This is a genomic window from Nitrospirota bacterium (assembly GCA_030645475.1).
Classification (GTDB): Bacteria; Nitrospirota; Nitrospiria; order Nitrospirales; family Nitrospiraceae; genus Palsa-1315.
On the sequence record JAUSMA010000069.1, the window covers coordinates 517,412 to 538,223 of the forward strand.

A 20,812-nucleotide genomic window follows, 5' to 3' on the forward strand; every position below is an offset into this window, starting at 1 on the left:
ATTCGCAGCAAGAAGGAGGATCTACGATGGGGAAGGAGGCAGGGAAATCAATGGGTACTGTAGAAGAACGGGTCAAGAAAATTATCGGCGAGCAGCTTGGAGTCGAGGAGGATGAGGTGACGCTTGAGGCCAGCTTCGTGGAAGACCTTGGTGCCGACTCGCTCGATACCGTTGAGCTGGTGATGGCTCTTGAAGAAGAATTCGGGATCGAGATCCCCGACGAAGACGCAGAAAAGATTCTGACGGTTGGGAAAGCCTTGGACTACATCAAGGACAAGGCCTAAGGGACGCAGGACGTTATGACTGTTCGTTCAAGCAGGCGGATTGTCGTGACCGGCTTGGGGCTTATCACGCCTCTGGGGACCGGTGTCGACAAAACCTGGAAGGCGATTTGTGCTGGTGAATCCGGCATAGGCCGGATCACCAAATTCGATCCCGCAGCGTACGATGCCCAGATTGCCGGAGAAGTAAAGGATTTCGATCCCGCTCAGTTCATCGAGAAGAAAGAAATCAAAAAGATGGATGCGTTCATCCATTATGCCGTGGGCGCTGCCCAGCTGGCGGTGGATGATGCATCGTTCACCGTGGCGCCGGAAGAGGCCACGCGAGTCGGAGTCTATATCGGATCGGGCATCGGGGGGCTAGGATCGATCGAGCATTACCACAAGATTTTGCAGGAAAAAGGTCCCGGGCGGGTCTCGCCATTTTTCATTCCGATGACCATCATCAACCTGGCATCGGGACAGGTGGCGATCAGACTGGGCGCCAAGGGGCCGAACTCTTGTGCCGTGACGGCCTGTGCGACGGGCAATCATTGTATCGGCGACGCATTTCGACTGATTCAAGCCGGTGATGCCGATGTCATGATCGCCGGCGGGGCGGAAGCCGCCATTACTCCGTTGGGAGTCGCGGGGTTTGCGGCGTCGAAAGCCTTGTCCTTTCGCAACGATGACCCGACGAAAGCGAGCCGACCATTCGACAAAGATCGCGACGGGTTCGTGCTCGGCGAAGGCGCCGGAGTCGTGGTCTTGGAGGAACTGGAGCATGCGCGCCGGCGTGGGGTTCGGATCTATGCCGAAGTCATCGGTTATGCCATGAACAGCGACGCCTACCATATTACCGCTCCGTCCGAAGAGGGAGAAGGCGCGGTTCGCTGTATGGAGCTGGCGCTCAAGGATGCCGGTATCGGCAAGGACCAGGTCGGGTATATCAACGCACATGGGACGTCGACGATGGCGGATGCCATTGAGACCAAGGCCATCAAGCAGGTATTCGGTGAACGGGCCTATCAGATTCCGGTGAGTTCGACCAAGTCGATGACCGGCCATTTACTCGGGGCCGCCGGTGGCATTGAAGCGGTATTCAGCGTGTTGGCGCTTCACCACGGGATCCTGCCTCCGACGATCAACCTGGATCATCCGGATCCTGCATGCGATCTGGACTACATTCCTCACAAGGCCAGACCGGCTGCCGTGACAGTCGCGCTGTCGAATTCGTTTGGATTCGGCGGGGTCAACGCCTGTCTGCTCTTTAAAAAGCCGGACGCCTAACAGGTCTGTGCGAGGGGATCTACTCGCCACTATGACGTCGGCTTCTTCCATCGACTCGCTCCAATCCTCCTTAGGTTATCGATTCAAGGCCTTTGCCTTGCTCGAGGAAGCCTTGACACATTCTTCTCTCGTCAACGAACAGAAATCGGTTTCGCCTCAGCATAACGAGCGGCTCGAATTTCTCGGCGACGCCGTGCTGTCGCTGGTAATGAGTGAGTATCTCGCGTCCGCATTACCGCAGTCTTCAGAGGGAGCCCTCTCGAAGTTGAAAGCACAATTGGTGAGTGAAGCTTCGCTTGCGGCTGTGGCTCGACGGTTGAGCCTGGGTGAGCATCTGAAGCTGGGCCGCGGGGAAGACCGTTCGAAAGGCCGGGAGAAAGACTCGCTGTTGGCCGATGCGCTGGAGGCGGTGCTGGCCGCTGTTCATCTTGACGGAGGGTTCGACGCAAGCCGCACGGTGACGCGCCATATTTTCGCAGAGGAGCTTGTGAATGTTGCTGCGCAGCAGGAACAGCCTGGAGCCGGCGACTACAAGACGCAGTTTCAGGAATGGTGCCAAAAGCGGTATGACACCTTGCCCCGCTATGCGACCGTTCGAGAATCAGGTCCCGATCATCAGAAGTTATTCGAGGTAGAATTGTCCATCCAAGGCGAGGTCGTGGGCATGGGGTCAGGACGAAGCAAAAAAGAAGCAGAGCAACAGGCGGCGAAGCAGGCCCTCGAACAGGTAGGGCGCTAATTCTGTCAGTAGGGTTAGGGTAACGGGGATTCACCACGAGACCAGTTCTCATTTCAGGGAGGCAGATGATGCAGCGACGAGTGATGGTAGGACGTATGGCGATGATGCTGGTGTTGGGCGTAAGTCTGTTTTGGGCAATGGGCACAGTCTCCGCGGCCGATAAGGTTCCGGCAGTGAAAGCGGAAGGGGCAAAAGGTCCACGAGCGATTATTGCCACGAGGTTTGGCGAAATCGAGGTCACGTTTTTCCCAGACAAGGCCCCTGAACATGTCAAAAACTTTATTTCGTTGGCGAAATCTGGATTCTACAACGGGACCATCTTTCATCGGGTGATTCCCGGGTTCATGATCCAGGGCGGTGATCCCAACACCAAAGATCTGAACAAGCCGGAGACCTATGGCCAGGGGGGGCCGAGTCATCGGCTGAAAGCGGAATTTAATGAGATTCCTCACCGGCGAGGGATTCTCTCCATGGCTCGTACGAGCGATCCCAATAGCGCCGGGTCACAGTTCTATATTGTCGTGAAGGATTCGAATTTTCTCGATGGGCAGTACACGGTGTTTGGCGAAGTGGTGAGGGGGATGGAGGTGGCGGATAAGATTGTCAGCACACCGAGGAACAACCGTGACCTTCCGAATGAGCGTGTGGAAATAACGGTTACGGTGGTCGAGTAGCGATAAGGGGGAGAGAAACCATGATACGCGATGGGGGCACCATGAGGAGCATTTTGCTCTGCGGGCTGGTATTGGCGATCGGCCTGCTCACCGGCTGTGGAGGAAAGGCGGAGGTGAAACCGGTTGTGCCTCCTCCTGCCCCTGGCCCGAGGGCCATCATCAAGACCAAGTTCGGCGAGATTCACTTCAAATTCTATCCCGATGTGGCTCCGAACCATGTTGCAAATTTCATCAAGCTGGCCAAGTCTGGCTTTTACGATGGGACAATTTTTCACCGGGTCATTCCCGGGTTCATGATTCAGGGCGGTGATCCCAATACCAAGAACTCGTTGCGTAAGGAGACGTACGGGGCTGGTGGGCCGAAGGATGAGAAGGGGAATCCCATCCTCCTCAAGGCGGAGTTTAGTGATACCCCTCACAAGCGCGGTATTGTGTCGATGGCACGAGCGACGGAGCCCGATACCGCGGGGTCGCAATTTTTCATTGTGGTCGAACCCTCTCACTTCCTCGACGGGAAGTACACGGCATTCGGCGAGGTCACTAAGGGCCTTGGTATCGCCGATAGGATCGTGAGTTTGCCAAAAAACGATCACGATCTGCCGAACGAGCGGATCGAGATGACGGTGGCGATTGTCGAATAGCGATATGCTGGATCAGACAGGCTTGTGTCTGTGGGCCGCAGAGGCGGCTATTGGATGTTCTCGAGGAGTGCGCGGAGGCGGGCTCGCTCGGACGGGAAGAAGAGGATGAAATTGAGGCCGAACGCGTTGCCTGAGACCCAACGTACCGAGGCCCGCTCGACCTTCACCGGTGGTGATTGGTCTGGAAGGTGAAGCAGGACGTGCACGTCGAGCCCTTCGGCCATATTGATGTCGGATTCGGCTCGACAGCCGGCTGTCGAGATGTTCGTGACCGTGGCGTCCCCTTCGAGCTCCCCCGAAGAAAATCCGATCGTGCAACGCAGCTCTACCCTGCGTGCTTTCCTGATCTTTTGTTCTTTCTCTTGACTCATGGTGCGTGGCCTGCCGTCTTCGCGATCGTGCCGATTATCAGTGGTGGTGTTGGCACCCTGGGTCGTGGGTATGTTGCTCAGGCGCCGGGGGCGGCATGAACTGTTGTCCTGGCAAGATGATGTGGCCTGGTTCACGCTGCTTGGTCAGGTGTTGCGCAATGTCCGGATGGTAGGCTCGCACATAGCCGATGAGTCCGCCGAGGAACCGTTGCGATTGGAAGTCCGTCCCGGAAAACTGTGAGACGAAGGCGATCGCACGGTCGAGTATTTCCGGTGCGTCTGACATGTCGGCGATCTGCTGAGGGTTCTGCTTCTTGAACGCGTCGTACTCCTTCTTCAGATGTTCCGCGAAGACGGGTGACGGTGCGGCAGGCACATGGAGGGGGCTGAGCGTTCGTCTCAAGCCCTGTAACGCCGCCACGATCTCCGCGTCTTGCCCGTCGCGGCGTCCCTGGAAATACCCAAAGATTACCACTTCGACGAGATTGAAGAGGGCCACGGCCTTCTCGCCGCCGAGTTCCCCTAGCTCGCGATAGAAGTCTCGCCGGACCGGCATGAATTGGACGGCAAGCCGTTTTTGCTGATAGTCGCTCCCGGTTTCGAGATAGGCGCAGTCGGCGGGGCATGCGACCCGCACGATTCGGTGTTCACCGCAACATTGGCTGCAGATTTGGCCGCCGAGGGCAGGACAGGGGCGTTTCCCTTTTCGTTGCGAGCAATAGGCGCATTGACTCATTTTCTTGCGGATCCTTCCGATGCCGGCTTCGGTGGCGGAGGGATAAACCCATAGTCCGCCAACGTCCGTTTTTCCTGTTTAGGTTTCCCATCGCTGGGGGTTTCAAGCCCGTTCATTTCGGCGGCGTCTGCATATTGGTACGGAACGAGGATGAGGTTATTGGCGCGGTCGATACTCAGATCTCCCGGTGAGGGCAAGAATTCGGCGATGACTTGAAACCGCTTGTCCCAGCTCATGCGCCAGACTTTCCCCGTGGTGAAATCAGAGACATACATGTTGCCCCACCGGTCGAAATCCACTCCGCGGAGATTCTGGAAACGGCTGGAAAAGAATCCGTTGGAGAAGAGCTCTGTCACGACGCCATCGGGAGAGACCTCGGAAATTTTCCCCTTATCCCAGCTCACGGCAATGATTTGGCCGGACTTGGGATGGACGGCTAAGCCTGAGGGGCCGGCCAGGGCTGAGTCTGTGACCAGTACGGAGATCGTCTGGGAGGCGAGGTCGACGCGATAGATTCTATTGGCCTTCTGGTCGGAGCAATAAAGGTGGCCCTTGCCGTCGAAGGTTACGTCGCTCAAGGAGGCTTGTGGTAGCGTGGACGAGGCGGCGGCAGGTAATCGGATGGTGAGTGCCAGGACGGGCTTCCCGGTGGTCGTGTCAAAGCCCCGAAGGGTATCGAGATCGGCCACGTAGAGCACATGTTCCACCAGGGCCATGCCTTTGGGGGCATGGAGGGTGACCTCTCCCTTTCCGCCTTGAATAAATTTCAGATTGAGGAGTTTGCCGTTGGGATCGAGTTTGGTGATGAATCCGTTGTTGTCGGCGGCCTCAGGCTCCCCGTTCACGCTGGAAATGAAATAGCCCTTCTCGAGGGGGTCGTTGACGAAGCTATAGGGAGATTGCAGCTCCGTGACGGTGATCTGGGCGCTCAGGGGGCTGACGACTACGACGGAGAGAATCCAGATAGACCAGGAGATCGGATGGTAGATGGCGCGTGTGAGAAGGGACATGAGGGAGGAGGTTCTCTTCACTGGGTAGATGTCGATTGGCCGAGGGTAACCAGCACATCGTAGCTGCCAGACTCAGGGCCTGTCAAGAAACGAAGGCGAAAGGCGAGGGGTTAGAGGTGAGAGGCTCAAGAGGTTTCACATTTTTACCCTTATGCCCAGGGCCTCGCGACAAGCGAAGCACGTCGTTGACTTGGTCAAAAATGCCCTGCTATGGTGCCTTGTTTTTCTTGACGGTTTCTCAACGAGGAGGCATCCGTGGCAGCACGATTGATCGACGGCAAAGCATTGGCATTGCAAGTACGGGCGCGGTTGGCAACGGAATCGGCGGCGGTCCTCGCGAAGATCGGGATGAGGCCAGGGTTGGCCACGATTTTGGTGGGTGACGATCCCGCGTCACATCAGTATGTGAAGAGCAAACAGAAGGCCTGTGAAGAGGCAGGCATCTATATTGACGACCACAAGTTGCCTGCGAGCACGACGCAGGCCGAGTTGCTGGCGTTGATCGAAAAGAAAAACGCCGACCCGAAGATCCACGGCATTCTGGTGCAGCTCCCTTTGCCGAAACATATCGAGAGCCGGGTGGTCCTCGAGGCCGTGTCGCCGAATAAGGATGCCGACGGGTTCCATCCCTATAATTTCGGCAGGCTGGTCGAAGGAAGTCCGGTGTTTGAGGCCTGCACCCCCAAGGGTGTCATCAAGATGATTGAGTCTATCGGTGTGGGCATTGAGGGGAAACGTGCGGTGGTGTTGGGCCGCAGCAATATTGTCGGAAAGCCGTTGGCCCTCATGCTCTTGCAGCGCAATGCCACCGTGACGATTTGTCATTCCAAGACCAAGGATCTGGCCGCGGTCTGTCGTGAGGCGGAGTTGTTGCTCGTCGCGATCGGGAAGGCCAAGTTTGTGACGGCCGACATGGTGCGAGAAGGAGCGGTCGTGATCGACGTGGGCACCAATCGGTGGACAGATGGGAAGCTCTGCGGCGATGTCGACTTTGAGTCGGTCAGTCAGAAGGCCGGCTGGATTAGTCCTGTGCCAGGTGGCGTAGGGCCGATGACGATCGCGATGTTGCTGGAGAATACGGTGGAGTCGGCCAAACGTATGGCCGGAATGCTGTGAGGCGGCTCGGTGCTCCTGTGCTCGCGCAACGCGCGGCCTGAGAAGGATGGGAAGGGAGACGCCGGACCATCCTTCTTGCTCGCAGAACGCGCACGATGAAACTGTGCTCGTCCGATGCGCGCAGTGAAGGACAGTCCGGCGACTCCCTCAGGAGCGAAAGTGTGATGTCGCAGAACGGACAGCAAGAGACATGTAATGGATGCGCACAGGGGAGCGTTCTGCTTCCCTTACAGCTGAGAATGGGAGCGGAGGAGTAAGGCACACATGAGTCGAGAGCCAAAACGACTACGAGAAATCCTTGATCAGGGGCAGTTCGCTGTCACGATTGAGTACAATCCCCCCAAAGGCACGAACATCTCCTCGGTGCTAGAGAACGCCAAGGCCCTGGTCGGGCGTGTGCATGGGGTGAACGTGACGGACAACACGGCCGCCGTCGTGCGGGCCGGGTCTCTCTCCGTGTGCCGCCTCCTCTACGAACTTGGCCACGATCCGGTCATGCAGATGACCTGCCGGGATCGGAATCGGATTGCCATGCAGTCGGACCTCATGGGCGCGTCCATGCTCGGTATCCGCAATATTCTCTGTCTCACCGGGGACTACCCGACCGTGGGAGACCACAAGGACGCGAAGCCCGTGTACGATCTCGATTCGGTTCAGGTCATGCAGCTGGTGCAGGGGCTGAACAATGGGCGGGATATGGCCGGCAATAAGCTGGATGGCTCCACGGCCTTTTCGATCGGCGGCGCTGTGACGCCGGAAGCAGACCCCCTGGGTCCCATGCTCGCCAAGTTCGAACTGAAAGTAAAGGCCGGCGCGCAGTTCTTCCAGACGCAGGCGATCTACCATCCTGAGCAGTTTGCGTCCTTCATGAAGGCGGTGCGCCCGTTTAAGGCCAAGGTGCTGGCGGGCATCCTCGTGCTTCGGAACGCCAAGATGGCGGAGTTCATGAACGCGAATATTCCCGGTGTGTCGGTCCCACAGGATATGATCGACGAACTCAGGGCCGCCGGTCCCGAGCGCGCGGAGGATGTCGGCGTGGACATCGCGGTGCGGACGATCAAGGCGGTACGGCCCTACTGCGACGGGGTGCATATTATGGCGATCAAGGCCACACATCGGTTGTCCGACATCATCACCAGAGCAGAAGTGGGTTGATGACGATCCCCGAGTTTCAGCGGCAGAAGCGCGACAAGAAAAAACTTACCGTCGTGACGGCCTACGACGCGCTGTTCACCCGCATTGTCGAGCAGGCCGGCATTGAAGCGATCCTGGTCGGGGATTCATTGGGCGTGGTCGTGCAGGGGCAGGCCAATACGCTCTCTGTGACGATGGAGGAGATGCTCTACCACACGAAGCTCGTCGCCGGGGCGGCCCAGCGGGCGCTGGTCATCGGCGATATGCCCTTCATGTCCTATCAAGCCAGTCAGGAAGACGCGCTTCGCAATGCGGGACGGTTTCTGCAGGCCGGGGCTCAGGCCGTCAAGCTGGAGGGGGGCGTCGCGGTAGTCGATCGAGTGGCCGCGATTACCAGTATCGGTATCCCGGTCATGGGCCATCTCGGCATGACGCCTCAATCGGTTCATCGGTATGGCGGGTACAAAGTGCAGGGAAAAGAGTCGGACCAGGCGCGTCTCTTATTGAGCGATGCCAAGGCGCTTGAAGCAGCCGGCGCTTTTGCGATCGTGCTTGAAGCGATTCCCGCCGAGCTGGCCAAGACGCTTACAGAGCAATTGACCATTCCGACGATTGGGATCGGGGCCGGCCCGCACTGTGACGGCCAAGTTCTAGTGCTCTACGATCTCCTCGGACTGTTCGACGACTTCGTGCCGAAGTTCGTCAAACCCTATGCCCATCTCAAAGCCGATGTACTTCAAGCATTAAAGCGTTACAAAGAAGAAGTCGAGCAAGGCAAGTTTCCCACCGATTCAGAAAGTTACCACTAGCAGGCTGCTGGAAACCCTTCAACGTCGCTCTCGGGTTGAAACAATCCTCAGCACATCCCAACCGGCACATCTCCAGTTTTTCTCGTCTGTGGCCCTGCCTGGGTACAGACAGGCTTTGGCGTGCCCGGTGGGAGGGGTGTGCCAAGTGCTAGTGCCTGTGCAGCTTGAGCATTTGAGAAGCCACAAGCGACTTCCGCACTTTGTGTGTCACGTCGTAAGGTGGATTTGATAGGGCGTTGCATTCACGAAGGGTGTTGAACGAGTCCCGTACTGTTCAGCTAACGCGATGACATCGATTCCCATATAGAGTCGAGGCAGGTGTTGGAGTCGGACAAGCCCGCTCCGCGCAAGTTTCTGTGCGGCTTGTTCATGGCCGAGGAATCGCTTGAGATTCGCGGCGGCGAGCTGGATGAGGGCTTGGAAGAAATTTCCTTGTTCGGTGCCATGGCCTGCGGCATGCCAAAGACCTTCAAGCACTTCGTGGCATTCCCACCAGTAGGCGTAGTTGTAGAGATCGATTCCCTGGAGGTAATCCTCTGACCGCTGCCAATGTTCTCGTGGAAAGGTGAGGAGCGTCGGATCCGGCTGACCGTAGGAATGGCCGAGGGGATTGCGCCGAGGGTGTGGATTATTCCCCGGAAGGAATCGATAGGATGGAAATGGCCTCGTGGAGTAACGAGGCCAAGTCGGATCAGGAGGCTGAGGCTCTATCACGATTATGCTCGTTGGGTGCCCGTGACCTGGAAGATGTGGCGATCGTGCAGCCGCACCGCAGTCAGTTCTTTGCCCCATACGCAGCCACTGTCGATGGCCAATAGGTTGGGTTCGATGTGCAATCCCAACGCAGCCCAATGTCCGAAGATCACCGTGGTCTCGGTCTGTTTCCGGTTTGGAATTCGAAACCAGGGGAAATAGCCGGCTGGCGTTTGATCTGGTGGGCCGGAGAACCCGGACATCTCACCGGTGGGGGTGCAGGTGCGTAGTCTGGTGAAGACACGCGCGATACTCACCAGCCTCTCCGGCCCTGTCAGCGATGGATCCCATTGTGGCGCCGGTCCATGAAACAGGCTCTGGAGGAACAGACGATAGTTCGGGCCTGCCAGCACGGTCTCGACCTCACGCGCCAAGCCGACGGCCTCATCAATGGTCCATTGCGGGAGGAGTCCCGCGTGAACCATCAGGAACGATCCCTCGCGATGATGGAGCGGTTGGCGGCGAAGCCAGGCGATCAGCTCATCGCGATCGTCGGCGTTTAAGATGTCGTGAATCGTATCCTTGTGTCGTAACGTGGCAATGCCTTCGGCGATTGCGAGCAAGAAGAGATCGTGGTTGCCCAGTACGATCTGGGCGGCATTGCCGAGCCCATGCACGAATCGGAGGAGGGCGAGAGATTCAGGGCCTCGATTGACGAGGTCTCCGGCCAGCCACAATCGATCTGTTCGGGGATCGAACGAAATCCGATCAAGGAGCCGTCTGAATGGATCGAGGCAGCCTTGAATGTCGCCGATTGCGTAAATAGCCATCAGCGGGAGCCGATCAGGCGCAGGGGTATGAATAGCAGTTGGGGCTCACGGATATTTCGCCTCAATGATGCTTCGGAGCCCACCACGGGCGGCGAAGGTGCCGGTTACTCTGGCCCACGTAGGTCGGCAGGCCTTCACGACATCGTGCAGGATACGGTTGACGGCGTTCTCGTAGAAGATTCCGAGATTTCTGTACGCGTGGAGGTACATTTTCAATGACTTCAGTTCCAGGCATTCTTTGTTTGGCCTGTAATGCACCGTAATGGTGCCGAAGTCCGGAAGGCCGGTCTTGGGGCAGATGGCGGTATATTCAGGGATCTCGATCGTGATCTCATACCCCTTATACTGATTCGGGAATGTCTCGATATCCGGCAAAGGAGCGGTAATCCCGCTCTTTGCATGATCCTCGTTGTAGCCGAGTGCGGTGGTTTTTGATGGTCGTTTTGTCGTCTTACGTTTCACGGTTCACGCCTTTTCAAACTTGTTTCATCCATTCTACCTGGCCAATTTTTTCTAACTGAATATAGAGAGTCACCCAGGGGCATGCCATTTCGGGGTAGACCTCACAAAATCCCCCCTTGCGAACGCCTCCGCAGGGGCCGTGGCTCATGAATTTGGGACATTCAGCTTTGAGCGAATTATCAGGAATCGGGGGGCGTTTATGGACCCCACCGGCCTGCTGCGCGCCGTCGTCTTCGCCGGGAATGATTACGCGTGTCGACATACCACTCTAGTCTAGACAGATTTTGCGGAATCGGCAATCTCTCTCTGGGGATTCTGAGGGCCTCCGCTCCGGTGAGATGTGAGAAAACATTGCGAAATTGCCACTTGTTAGGGCGAATGGCCTACCGACCCGAGGTGTGCTAGGCCTTCTTTCTGGCATGGTGGGCCTTCTGAGAAGTTGCGTTGAATATCAGGAAGTTATAGTATTTTACGGTGCGCATGTGATTCGAGGGGTTGTCGACGTTTCTCATTGACAGTCTTTTTTGGGCTTTGCTACCATGCGTGCTCGCTGTAGGCGTGGAAGAGCATGGCGGCCCAGTTTCCCAACCTCGAACTCCTGTGCATGTTGCCGATAACCGTGTTTTCTCGACTGGCAATGGGTTCCCATTGCAACGATAAAGGGAGGTCTTCCAATGAGTCTTGACTATGTGAAGTTTTCAGGCGGATTTGAAAAGTTCATGCCCAAGGAATATCGGGACATGGTTGAGCATGGACCTTTCGGCAAGAAAATTTCCGTTTCCCAAATGGGCAGCTTTAAGGAAATTCTCGAAGAGCATCCCATGTGCGCCGGCTGCGCGATGACCCTGTTCATCCGGCTGGCCATCATTGCATTCCCCAACCCAGAAGACACCATTACAGTTGGAACGGCTGGCTGCGGTCGGTTGGCCATTTCTCAGGCTGCGATTCCCTTTGTGTACGGTAACTACGGCGACCAGAACGGCGTGGCGAGCGGACTCTCTCGTGGCCTCCGTCTGCGGTTCGGCGACAAGCCGAAGGATGTGGTCGTCATTGCAGGAGACGGCGGTACGGCGGATATCGGCTTCCAGCAGGTCCTCCATTCCTGGTTCCGCAAGGAACGGTTCACCACGATTATGTTGGACAACGAAGTGTACGGCAACACCGGTGGTCAGGAGAGCGGCATGACCAACCGTGGTGCCGTGCTGAAGATGGCCCCGTTGGGGAAGAAGTTCGAGAAGATGGACATGTTGCAGATGGCCAAGGTTGCCGGCTGCGCCTATGTGGCGACCGTGGTTCCGAACAATCCACGCCGCGTCGAGAGCGTCATTAAGAAGGCCGTATTGATCGCCCGCGAAGTGGGCTCGACCTACATTCAAGCCTACACCTCTTGCAACATCGAGTACGCGATTCCGACCGACAAGGTGATGGAAGACGCGAAGACCGTTGAGAACGATCGGTATCAGTTCACGGAGTACGTGAGCGAAGAGGCCAAGCAGTATCTGACCGAGCGATATGGCTACAAAGATTATCTTCCGAAGCCGGCTGCTCCTGCTGCCGCAATTCCAAACAAGGCTTAAGCGATCAGGAGGGAGGCTCGGACATGGCAAAGCGCTTCAACATTCGGATGGCGGGAGTCGGCGGTCAAGGTGTCGTGACAGGGTCGCACATTCTGAGTACCGCCGTGATTCATGCCGGCGGCGAAAGCACGATCGTCCCATTTTATGGGTCGGAAAAGCGGATGGCACCGGTCGAGAGTTACGTCCGCGTGTCGGATGAACCGATCTATGAGATCGGGGAAATCACGTTCCCACATATCATCATTATTTTCCATCCCCAGGTTATTACTCACGGCAAGTCGTACACGATGCCGTTTTACTTCGGATTGAAGGAAGACGGGATTGCGTTGATCAACAACGACGGCCCGATGTCCCTTCATCGAGACCAGCAGCGTGAGTTGGAAGAGCGCCGTGCGAAGCTCTATTACTTCCCGGCCACCAAGCTGTCGCTCGAAGTCGCAGGAATGGACCTCTGTACGAATATGGCCTTGATGGGTTGCATCGGCGCGATCACGGGGTTGACCTCGGTTGAAGCCTTGGAGCAGTCGGTAAAGGATCGGTTCCTTGGTAAAGGATTTGTCGTTTCAGGCGGCACCGCGGCCTTGGATAGCGTGGTCGAACGGAAATTCAAAAAGAAGCAGGAATTGATCGACAAGAACGTGGCGGTGATTCAGGCCGGTTGGAACTACGCAGTCGATCACGGTTGGGCTGCGTCGACGGTTAAGCGGTCGGAAGTCCGTGCGACGGTCAGCGCCTAATCTGGATGTAGTACGAAGGAGTCATCATGTATCTGGTCGCCGATATCAATGTTGAAATCTGTGCCGCGAAGAGCTGCAAGCTCTGCACGCAATATTGCCCTGAAGCGAACACCATTCAGTACAGTGAAGACATGGGCAAGGACAAGGGCTTTAAGTACGGTTCTGCCTACGTGGCCGTGGACCGCTGCAAGGGTTGCGCGCAGTGTGTGTGGGTCTGTGACAATATGGCAAAAAACAATGCGATCAAGATGATCATGATCGATCAATTGCCGCTGGCCGCCGTCACCGACAACATTCGCTATGAAGAGAAGTCGACTGTTGTGGCCCTGTCCAATCCGATGATTGTTATAGGTAATTAGGGAGGTACGGGAGTGGCAACGACGCCTGATACAAGAGAACGCATCATTGTTCCGGGTCCAGCCGGATTCCATCCGCCGTCGGCGGCTCAGTTAGGAGTCGCGCTGCCAGACCCAGGGGAAGGGCTTTATTACGGATTGCTGGAGCCCAATGAAGACAAGGTCATCGAAGAGATGGCCCGTAAAATGTTGACGAGCCCCAATGCCACAATTTTCCCGGGACCGCTGGTCCTTTGGGCGTGGAACGAGCATGCCATTGAAAAGGCTAAGGCGGTGCTGGAGATTGCCGCTCAGATTCCCAATGTCATGATCATCCCCATGCCGGATTATCGGCCGAAGTATCCAAAAATCGATCCAGAAGAGGTCATCAATCCGAACCACCCCAACCTCACAATTTGGGGCAATAAGATTGAAGCCTGTATTTTCATCGGCGTGCATTGCCATTATGCCAACTTGACGTTGAAAATGATCCGCGCGGGGACGAATTGTCTGACGATGGCGATCTGTGCGGAGCAGGGGCATGAAGATGCCATGCTGACGATTCGGGATTCGGATATCGTCAAGTTGAAGAAGACCGCTCAGGTCTTCAAGCGGGTGCGCGAGGAAATGGGCATCAAGCTGCCGGAGAACGGCGAAAACGTGCGTTTTACCGGGACGCAAGCAAGAGTCCATGGTGGAAAAACTCACACGAACCCCCTCACCTTTGCCCCCGTGACGGTGGGCGTTGCCGGTGCGGCCGCCTTCGGCCATTCCGCCGAGCAGATGAAGCGTGAAGGCTAAGCAAGGTCGAATAGTACAGGCGATATAGCCGAGAGGTGTCACAATGAGCGAAACAGTCAAAGCAGCAGAAGCGCCAAGCCAGCCGGTCGCCAGGAAAGATCCCCATGCCGAAGCCAAGCGGCAGAGGGTGGTGACGCCGGAGTATATGTTCCTCGAAGCCCCGCGAACGAAAGAGTTCATTACGGGCAGCGAAGCAGCCAAAGAAGCCATTCGGCGATCCAACGTGGATTTGGCCATTGCCTATCCCATTACCCCACAGAGCGAAACGATGCAGCTCGTCGGTGTATTGTATGGCGAGGGCTATGTCAAAGAGTACTACCGTGGTGAGGAAGAAGTCGGTGTGATGGCGGCCATTGCCGGTGGATCACGAGCCGGCGTTCGTTGCTATACGGCGACCGCTGGGCCTGGTACGTTGCGTGGTCTTGAAGGCATTGCATCATGGCCCGGGCATCGGTTGCCCGTTGTCGCGATGTTCACTTGCCGCGTCGTCAATGCTCCATTGGCCATTCAGCCGGACAATATCGAAGTCGCGTACTTGTTGAACTGCGGCATGATTGTGTTCCATGCCGAGAATCAACAAGACATGTACGACTTTACGTTGGCGGGTTTCACGATCAGCGAGAAAAACGATGTGACGCTTCCCGTCGGTGTCTGCTGTGACGGATTCTTTGTCACACATGCCCGAGGGTATGTCCGAATGCAAGACCGCAGCATGAAGTTGCCTCCTCGTGAGGCTTGGCGCGGTGCGGTGCCAGTGCTCGATGCGGAGAATCCTCCCGCCCGTTTGTCCCGCGATGCCCCGGTGCAGAAGTCGAACTTCATGGCCTATAACATCCATGCGGTTTGGCAGCAGGAAGTCTGGGCGGCGGTCGAACGGTCCCGCAAGTACATCAATCAGTATATGGGCGGCTTGCTCACGGCAGAAAATGTCGATGGCGCCGAGGCGGTGATCATCGCTTCAGGCAGTGCCGCGGCGCAGTCGCGTGAAGCGGTCCGTATTTGCGCAGAGAAGGGTATCAAGATCGGCTTGATCAAGATCCGGTCGCTCCGTCCGTTCCCGACGAAAGAGTTGCGGGAACTCTGTGGAAAAGCGAAGCTCATTGTTGTCCCGGAGTTCAACTATCCTGGATGGCTGGCGAAAGAAGTGGCCACGGCGATTTACGGATTCTCCAATGCCAAGATCATCGGCGGGCCAAGAGTCTATGGCGGTCAGTCGATGCCGGTGGAGTTGATCGTGGACGAAGTCGAGTCCGGTCTGACCGGAAAGAAGTCGACCAACGTCGCCCAGTCTTCGATCATGGGTGGAGCCGTCAATCAGGATGACGTCGCGCACTTCATGCGCAGCATCTAGAATAGGCTTCAAGGAAAAAACAAAGAGCCCGATCCGTTCAGGATCGGGCTCTTTTGTTTTTGTCTGGCTGTTAGCTATCAGACTTCGGCATGAAAAACTGACAGCTGATCGCTGAAAGCTACCCCTGCAGTTCGTCTTGCACCAGGTCTTCAGTCTCCGGCATGCCATAGGCCACATACTTGGCATAGGAGAGATAGATCATGGCACTGTCTCTCATGGCCTTGGAGCCTTGCGATAAGCGGAAGACCTGGTCAGGGTTATGAGATGGAGTTGCCCCCATCGTTTCCACGTGGCCTTGGAGGAGCAGGGTGAATCGCTCCATCGAGTTTTCAACATCTTTGTAGGCTAATAAAATTGCATCTGTCATGGTTGTCCTCCTAATCAACATCAGCTTACACTATGCCCATGCAACCCTTCAACGAGAAGACATCATCCAGCCTGTCACCGGAAATTCTCAGCGCCTTAGCACAGGTGTCCTCTGAGCGAAGTCTTCAAGGTACCGCGTTGGCGCAGGCAGTCGTCAACCTCTCGCGTCTCTTTACCACCGCACGCGCAGCATTGCCGCCGAGGTACTTGGATGATGCTGCCCATGCGGCTGCCTATGCATCGTATTTCCTTCCCGTGAACCTCTCAAAAGTTCAAGTCTTGTTAGATGAGCTGCCAAACGGTAGCGAACGGGAAACTCCGGATCGTCCGATGGCGGTGCTTGATCTCGGCTGTGGTCCAGGAACGGGTTCCGTCGCCCTCTTGGACTGGCTGTGGCACCGCAGTCCTGAGCGTGCGAAGTCCGTGTCGGTTTTGGCGACAGATGGTTCCCTCGCGCCGCTGCAGGATACGAAGAGATTGTGGGACGCCTATTGCCGGGAGGTTGGGATACCCAGCGAAGGTCTCCGATGTGTCGTGGGCAATCTCGAGCATCCGCTCAAAGGCGATCTGGGTAAGCAGATTGTGCGAGGCGGGCCGTATGACCTGATTATCATGGCGAATTGTCTGAACGAAATGTTTCCGGTATCGGTCGACCCCCCTGCCGAACGTGCCACGGTTGTTGCGCAACTTCTACCGTTTCTCGCACCGCAGGGAACGATCATGATCGTCGAACCGGCGTTACGGCAAACGGCTCGAGCGCTGCATCAGGTGCGTAACCACCTGCTCAAACAGGGTGTTTGCATGGTGTATAGTCCCTGCCTGCATGAAGGGGCCTGTCCTGCGTTAGACCGTCCAGACGATTGGTGCCATGAGGAACGACCCTGGCAGACGCCTCCTGCGATTGCCGAGATCGATCGGGAGGTGGGGTTTATTAAAGACGCGCTGAAGTTTTCCTACCTGCTCTTGCGTACCGACGGTCGCACTATTGTGCCGCGTAGCCCGCAGACCTTCCGGGTCGTGAGCGAACTACGGGAATTGAAGGGGGAGAAGCGGGCCTGGCTGTGCAATGAAACGGGACGGCCTGAAGTCGGTCGGCTGGATCGAAAGGCCTCTCCTCAGAATGCGGCTCTTGATAGCTGGCATCGCGGCGCGATCGTGCAGATCGAGCGGATTGTGCGAAAAGAGAAAGATGGAAAGGTGTCGGCGCTAGGACGAATCGAGCGCGCGGCTGCTGTTGAGATTATCCGTCCAGCATGAATCATCGGGATGGGCTGGCGGGGCGATCTCTTGTGCTCGCGCAACGCGAGCACAAGGTTTCGAATTTGTAGATTGAGGGCGGTGCTCGTCGCATGCGCGCACGTACGGGATCACCCCGCCTCCCTCCCTAAAGAGTAGTGGCGGGGACAGACCGCTTATGGGCCTGTCCCGGTTCTAAGGCAGGTGGTGGTACGTTCTTGCTCTGTGTAAAGGAAGCGCATAGGATTTGCTCAATCAAGGGGCTCTGACTCCTTAGTTCTACTCAAAATTTGTCCTCCGCACATGCATTACGTACCAGAACAAGTCACGGAAATTGAGCAGGGGTATGAAGCGGTTTTACGGGAGCTGGATGACTTAACGATATCACTTGTCCGTGATTCTCCGCCTTTGTTGAAGGTTAAGAGGGCGCAAGAATATCTGGATCATGGGGTCTGTAGAAGACTTAGAATAATTAGGCGATGTATTCAAAACATCTTTTCTGTCTTCCCTCCCGATAGAACAGAATTGTTGAGCGAGGATGAACGTAGCGATGTAGAGATCAGCCTGCATGCCTTTGTTATTAATATCTATGGGGCGCCGGATAATCTTGCATGGATATACGTTCTCGAAAAAGGGATTGTTCTCACGCCTTCTCGCGTTGGGCTCTTTAAGAAGGAAACCCAGGAGCATTTGCCTCAAGAGGTTCGAGGTTATCTAAGATCGAGGACGATTAATGAATGGCACGGGAAGTACGCCAAGGACTATCGAGATGCGCTTGCCCACAGAATTCCTCTTTATGTTCCGCCTTGGAGTTGTACGCCTGCACAAGGGGAAAGGTATAAAGAGCTCGAAGCGATGATTTCAGAGGAAATGACGAGGTGCAACTTTGATCAAGTGCAGAAGTTTAGTGATGAGCAAGACGCGATTCGCAGCGTCTGCCTTACCTTCTTACATTCGTTCTCAGACGATCGCGCATTTCCGCCTGTGTACTTTCATTCGCAAGTAATCGCAGATGCGAGAACTGTGATGGAAATAATTCGGGTGGTCCGCCCATGTCTGGATAAGGCACTGGGTAAGCAAGCAGAAAGCCAGGGGTGGGTTGGTAGAGTATCTGGATTATTCTGCTGGTTTCGTAGTCTGATCAAAAAGGTCAGCCAATAAGAGCATGGTACTTGGTGAAGGCGACGGGTTTGGAAGCGACTCGTCGCTGTCTACTCTCTCTTAGGGCAGAGTTGAGCGGTTCTGTGTCGCGAATCGCAGAGACGAGGGGGTTTACGTTTGACGAATGACGAGGCTTCAGTCCGCTTCCGGTTCAGAGTTCCCGTGCTGGTGACTCACTCTGTCCTCGTCGAACAGTGCGGCCATTTCTTCGGCGATCATGTCGCGATCGTTCGGCACTGACACGAGCGGGATTTCTTTTCTGACTCTGGCCACGGGCTCAGGGGCAGGAGTTGCAGGAACGTTCGCTGGATCTTTGGGTGTGTCAGACATGTCTAAAGTATACACGATGCTGACGGTGAAAAGGCGATCTATTCAAAGGCTTCCAAGGAGGATCGCTCCGGGAAGGTCTTTTGGCATGAGGTACAGGTCAGGAAATAGATAGATTCACGGACGGACATGGTAATACGAAAGTTGAGGCTTACGCCTCGCTGATTGCAGGTCGGGCAGGACATCTCTTTGAGCCGGTACGGGATATCCGGTTGCGTGCGCTGGTAGAATTCCATATCCGTGTAGATCGGGAAGCTGTAGTAGCATTTTTTGCAGACGCCTCGCCATTCTCCATCCGCCTGCATAAAGCGTTGATCGACTCCGAAGCGTGACTCCTTACAGATCGCGCATTGAACGGTCTCGAGTCTGGTTTCCACTTCTTTGACGGTGAGGCTGGGCATTCACAGGCTCCTTGCGCAGAAGTGCGCGATATTGTGCGGATAGTATAACGTTCACGGAGAAGCGAGCGCAACGGGATCTGTCAGGGATTTTTTCTTGACCTGATCACGGCGCCGCTTATACTGAGAAGACGATGCACTTTATTACCGAGACACTCCTGGTTGGCAATATCAACGATGCGAGCGAGCCGCCGGCACAGGTCAGCGCGGTGCTCCTGGTCGCGGCTGAATTTACCATACAGCCTCCCGCATGGCTCTCGTCTGGCAGGATTCCGTTTTCAGAATATGCTGAAGCCGAGCCCCTTCTATTGGACCGGGCTGTGAGCTGGGTCGAACAGCATGCTTCTGACAATCGGGTGATGGTCTGCTGCCGTGCCGGGATGAGCCGGTCTGTATCTGTGGTCATGGCCTATCTCTGTTGTGTCCAGGGGATGACCTATGCGGAGGTTTTGAAGTTGGTCACGACTCGCCGACCTGGCGCCATGCCCCTTCCCAATCTGGAGAAAGCCATCATTCAGGTTCGGCGCCTTCGCCATACTCGCACGATGGGCAAGCCAGCTCTCGCGTCACGCCGATCCTCTGGTTCGTAGTTCCGGTACCGAGTACGATCTTTCCCGCAGCCGTTCTTCTTCCACATTGCCTTTCACGTGCGGCTCATGGCCTAATCCCCCTGATTAGAGTGGGCGCGTCACTTGAGCCGGATTTCTTTCGATGCCGGAATTGCCAGAAGCAGAGGCCGTTGCCCGTCAGATACGGGATCGTTTACTTGGCGCGCAACTCAGCGAGTGCCAGGTGGGCCGGGCGGATATTGTTCGTGAAGGGTTACCCACGCTCTCGTGGTATCGCGGTGCGCGTCTGGAAGATGTGGTGCGATATGGCAAGAGTGTGGCGATGGGGTTCAGGAAAGAGGGCGAATTACGATACATCGTCGCAGAGCTCGGTATGACCGGCCTCCTGCTCTTTCACGCGACGAAGACGAAACATCCGCAGCATGTGCATGTTCGCATGTCGTTCACGGGTGGCCGTGAGTCGGAGCTGCGCTATTGGAATCCACGACGCTTCGGACGGATGTCCTTGCTGGATCAGGCGGGACTCGATGCCTATCGCGCCCGTCGTTTTGGAGTAGATCCTTTGGTGGTATCGCGCGATGAGTTCATCAGTCTGATGGAAGCCAAACGTGGCAGGCTCAAGCCGTTGTTGATGCATCAGCAAGTCATCGCGGGGATCGGGAATATCTACGCGAATGAAATTCTCTTCCGCGCCAGGCTCCATCCAAACCGTGAGGTGAATCGGCTGCGCGTGGCGGCGATTGTCACGCTCCATGAGACCATGCAATCGGTGCTGCGCGAGGCAATTTTCTGCGGCGGATCGAGCGTCAAGGATTTCTTCGCGCCGGATGGCACGGAAGGCCAATACAAGCGCCGTCATCTCGTCTATGGTAAAGAAGGTCAGTCCTGCCCCAACCATTGCGGACGGACAATTATCCGTCTTCAAAGTGAACGAAGCTCGTTTTTTTGCCCAGCCTGCCAATCAAATCGATTCCGGGGATAATTCTTGCCCAAGCCATGTAGGAGGCGTCTAGGCATGCGGCATACTTTATTCCATACTTTCATTGGCTTAGGTCGAGGTGCGCCCAGCGCTCTTGCCGATAGGCCTTTTGAGCTAATGGACTTAGTTCCTCTGGTGTATTGAGTCGTTCAACCGATTTCGTTAGAATCCTCCTCCTTTACAATTGTTTCTCACCATTCTGAAGGAGTG

General features: G+C 56.1%; 27 protein-coding genes. 17 read left to right on the forward strand and 10 right to left on the reverse strand.

The genetic code is table 11. The annotated features are described in order from the left end of the window. Positions 1–50 precede the first annotated feature (50 nt). The 5 genes from acpP to Q7U76_17620 all read left to right on the forward strand — a co-directional run bounded on the left by acpP (position 51) and on the right by Q7U76_17620 (position 3,604). Positions 51–284, forward strand: coding sequence for an acyl carrier protein (gene acpP, locus Q7U76_17600; GenBank protein MDO8358194.1), 234 nt, complete (start codon positions 51–53; stop codon positions 282–284). Between the two features lie 15 nt (positions 285–299). Then, a complete protein-coding gene (fabF, locus tag Q7U76_17605; GenBank protein ID MDO8358195.1) occupies positions 300–1,550 on the forward strand; it encodes a beta-ketoacyl-ACP synthase II in 1,251 nt (416 codons plus the stop codon). Positions 1,551–1,581: 31 nt separating this feature from the next. Further along, complete coding sequence (gene rnc, locus Q7U76_17610; protein ID MDO8358196.1) at positions 1,582–2,289, forward strand: ribonuclease III; 708 nt, start codon at positions 1,582–1,584, stop codon at positions 2,287–2,289. A 65-nt stretch (positions 2,290–2,354) separates the two neighbouring features. Then, the gene (locus Q7U76_17615; GenBank protein MDO8358197.1) at positions 2,355–2,963 is read left to right on the forward strand and encodes a peptidylprolyl isomerase; all 609 of its coding nucleotides are present in this window, start codon (positions 2,355–2,357) and stop codon (positions 2,961–2,963) included. Positions 2,964–2,983: 20 nt separating this feature from the next. Further along, positions 2,984–3,604, forward strand: coding sequence for a peptidylprolyl isomerase (locus tag Q7U76_17620; protein MDO8358198.1), 621 nt, complete (start codon positions 2,984–2,986; stop codon positions 3,602–3,604). 47 nt (positions 3,605–3,651) lie between these two features. Here Q7U76_17620 and Q7U76_17625 read toward each other — a convergent pair whose 3' ends face one another. From Q7U76_17625 to Q7U76_17635, 3 genes are read right to left on the reverse strand one after another with little or no spacing between them, the layout of a single operon-like run. Beyond that, a complete protein-coding gene (locus tag Q7U76_17625; GenBank protein ID MDO8358199.1) occupies positions 3,652–3,975 on the reverse strand; it encodes a PilZ domain-containing protein in 324 nt (107 codons plus the stop codon). Positions 3,976–4,012: 37 nt separating this feature from the next. Beyond that, positions 4,013–4,711 (reverse strand): hypothetical protein, encoded by a 699-nt coding sequence (locus Q7U76_17630; GenBank protein MDO8358200.1) that lies wholly within the window; start codon positions 4,709–4,711, stop codon positions 4,013–4,015. Further along, on the reverse strand, positions 4,708–5,721 hold the full coding sequence (locus tag Q7U76_17635) for a hypothetical protein (protein ID MDO8358201.1): 1,014 nt from the start codon (positions 5,719–5,721) through the stop codon (positions 4,708–4,710). The genes Q7U76_17630 and Q7U76_17635 overlap by 4 nt, the downstream gene beginning before the upstream one ends. A 255-nt stretch (positions 5,722–5,976) precedes the next feature. Between Q7U76_17635 and folD the strand changes: the two genes are divergently transcribed. The 3 genes from folD to panB all read left to right on the forward strand — a co-directional run bounded on the left by folD (position 5,977) and on the right by panB (position 8,780). Further along, a complete protein-coding gene (folD, locus tag Q7U76_17640) occupies positions 5,977–6,837 on the forward strand; it encodes a bifunctional methylenetetrahydrofolate dehydrogenase/methenyltetrahydrofolate cyclohydrolase FolD (protein MDO8358202.1) in 861 nt (286 codons plus the stop codon). A gap of 264 nt (positions 6,838–7,101) precedes the next feature. Beyond that, positions 7,102–7,992, forward strand: a complete 891-nt coding sequence (locus Q7U76_17645) for a methylenetetrahydrofolate reductase (protein ID MDO8358203.1) — start codon at positions 7,102–7,104, stop codon at positions 7,990–7,992. Continuing rightward, on the forward strand, positions 7,992–8,780 hold the full coding sequence (gene panB / locus Q7U76_17650; GenBank protein ID MDO8358204.1) for a 3-methyl-2-oxobutanoate hydroxymethyltransferase: 789 nt from the start codon (positions 7,992–7,994) through the stop codon (positions 8,778–8,780). Before Q7U76_17645 ends, panB begins: the two co-directional genes overlap by 1 nt. 207 nt (positions 8,781–8,987) lie before the next feature. Here panB and Q7U76_17655 read toward each other — a convergent pair whose 3' ends face one another. Genes Q7U76_17655 through Q7U76_17670 form a run of 4 tightly spaced genes read right to left on the reverse strand, consistent with a single transcriptional unit; the run spans position 8,988 to position 11,027 of the window. Beyond that, positions 8,988–9,494: a DUF309 domain-containing protein gene (locus Q7U76_17655; protein ID MDO8358205.1), complete on the reverse strand. Its 507-nt coding sequence runs from the start codon at positions 9,492–9,494 to the stop codon at positions 8,988–8,990. Positions 9,495–9,496: 2 nt separating this feature from the next. After that, a complete protein-coding gene (locus Q7U76_17660; GenBank protein ID MDO8358206.1) occupies positions 9,497–10,303 on the reverse strand; it encodes a symmetrical bis(5'-nucleosyl)-tetraphosphatase in 807 nt (268 codons plus the stop codon). A 45-nt stretch (positions 10,304–10,348) separates the two neighbouring features. Next, positions 10,349–10,765, reverse strand: a complete 417-nt coding sequence (queF, locus tag Q7U76_17665; protein ID MDO8358207.1) for a preQ(1) synthase — start codon at positions 10,763–10,765, stop codon at positions 10,349–10,351. A 13-nt stretch (positions 10,766–10,778) separates the two neighbouring features. Then, positions 10,779–11,027: a methylenetetrahydrofolate reductase C-terminal domain-containing protein gene (locus Q7U76_17670; GenBank protein MDO8358208.1), complete on the reverse strand. Its 249-nt coding sequence runs from the start codon at positions 11,025–11,027 to the stop codon at positions 10,779–10,781. 412 nt (positions 11,028–11,439) lie between these two features. Between Q7U76_17670 and Q7U76_17675 the strand changes: the two genes are divergently transcribed. The 5 genes from Q7U76_17675 to Q7U76_17695 all read left to right on the forward strand — a co-directional run bounded on the left by Q7U76_17675 (position 11,440) and on the right by Q7U76_17695 (position 15,566). Continuing rightward, entirely contained in the window at positions 11,440–12,342 is a 903-nt protein-coding gene (locus tag Q7U76_17675) for a thiamine pyrophosphate-dependent enzyme (GenBank protein MDO8358209.1), read from the forward strand. 23 nt (positions 12,343–12,365) lie between these two features. Then, on the forward strand, positions 12,366–13,079 hold the full coding sequence (locus Q7U76_17680; protein ID MDO8358210.1) for a 2-oxoacid:acceptor oxidoreductase family protein: 714 nt from the start codon (positions 12,366–12,368) through the stop codon (positions 13,077–13,079). Between the two features lie 26 nt (positions 13,080–13,105). Then, positions 13,106–13,438 (forward strand): hypothetical protein, encoded by a 333-nt coding sequence (locus Q7U76_17685; GenBank protein MDO8358211.1) that lies wholly within the window; start codon positions 13,106–13,108, stop codon positions 13,436–13,438. A 12-nt stretch (positions 13,439–13,450) separates the two neighbouring features. After that, complete coding sequence (locus Q7U76_17690) at positions 13,451–14,215, forward strand: carbon monoxide dehydrogenase beta subunit family protein (protein MDO8358212.1); 765 nt, start codon at positions 13,451–13,453, stop codon at positions 14,213–14,215. A gap of 145 nt (positions 14,216–14,360) precedes the next feature. After that, on the forward strand, positions 14,361–15,566 hold the full coding sequence (locus tag Q7U76_17695; GenBank protein ID MDO8358213.1) for a transketolase C-terminal domain-containing protein: 1,206 nt from the start codon (positions 14,361–14,363) through the stop codon (positions 15,564–15,566). A 118-nt stretch (positions 15,567–15,684) separates the two neighbouring features. Here the strand turns inward: Q7U76_17695 and Q7U76_17700 are convergent, their stop codons facing one another. Further along, positions 15,685–15,933: a hypothetical protein gene (locus tag Q7U76_17700; protein ID MDO8358214.1), complete on the reverse strand. Its 249-nt coding sequence runs from the start codon at positions 15,931–15,933 to the stop codon at positions 15,685–15,687. Positions 15,934–15,965: 32 nt separating this feature from the next. Here Q7U76_17700 and Q7U76_17705 point away from each other — a divergent pair, with 32 nt between their 5' ends. Both Q7U76_17705 and Q7U76_17710 read left to right on the forward strand, forming a co-directional pair. After that, positions 15,966–17,189 carry a small ribosomal subunit Rsm22 family protein gene (locus Q7U76_17705; protein MDO8358215.1) on the forward strand — a complete coding sequence of 408 codons (1,224 nt, stop codon included), beginning with the start codon at positions 15,966–15,968 and terminating at the stop codon, positions 17,187–17,189. A 282-nt stretch (positions 17,190–17,471) separates the two neighbouring features. After that, entirely contained in the window at positions 17,472–18,329 is an 858-nt protein-coding gene (locus Q7U76_17710; protein ID MDO8358216.1) for a hypothetical protein, read from the forward strand. Positions 18,330–18,464: 135 nt separating this feature from the next. Here Q7U76_17710 and Q7U76_17715 read toward each other — a convergent pair whose 3' ends face one another. Both Q7U76_17715 and Q7U76_17720 read right to left on the reverse strand, forming a co-directional pair. After that, the gene (locus tag Q7U76_17715; protein ID MDO8358217.1) at positions 18,465–18,659 is read right to left on the reverse strand and encodes a hypothetical protein; all 195 of its coding nucleotides are present in this window, start codon (positions 18,657–18,659) and stop codon (positions 18,465–18,467) included. A 38-nt stretch (positions 18,660–18,697) separates the two neighbouring features. Beyond that, positions 18,698–19,057, reverse strand: a complete 360-nt coding sequence (locus Q7U76_17720) for a hypothetical protein (protein MDO8358218.1) — start codon at positions 19,055–19,057, stop codon at positions 18,698–18,700. Positions 19,058–19,188: 131 nt separating this feature from the next. Between Q7U76_17720 and Q7U76_17725 the strand changes: the two genes are divergently transcribed. Together Q7U76_17725 and mutM are read left to right on the forward strand one after the other, a co-directional pair. Then, positions 19,189–19,644: a dual specificity protein phosphatase gene (locus tag Q7U76_17725; protein ID MDO8358219.1), complete on the forward strand. Its 456-nt coding sequence runs from the start codon at positions 19,189–19,191 to the stop codon at positions 19,642–19,644. A gap of 121 nt (positions 19,645–19,765) precedes the next feature. After that, positions 19,766–20,605: a bifunctional DNA-formamidopyrimidine glycosylase/DNA-(apurinic or apyrimidinic site) lyase gene (gene mutM / locus Q7U76_17730; protein MDO8358220.1), complete on the forward strand. Its 840-nt coding sequence runs from the start codon at positions 19,766–19,768 to the stop codon at positions 20,603–20,605. Positions 20,606–20,812: the final 207 nt, after the last annotated feature.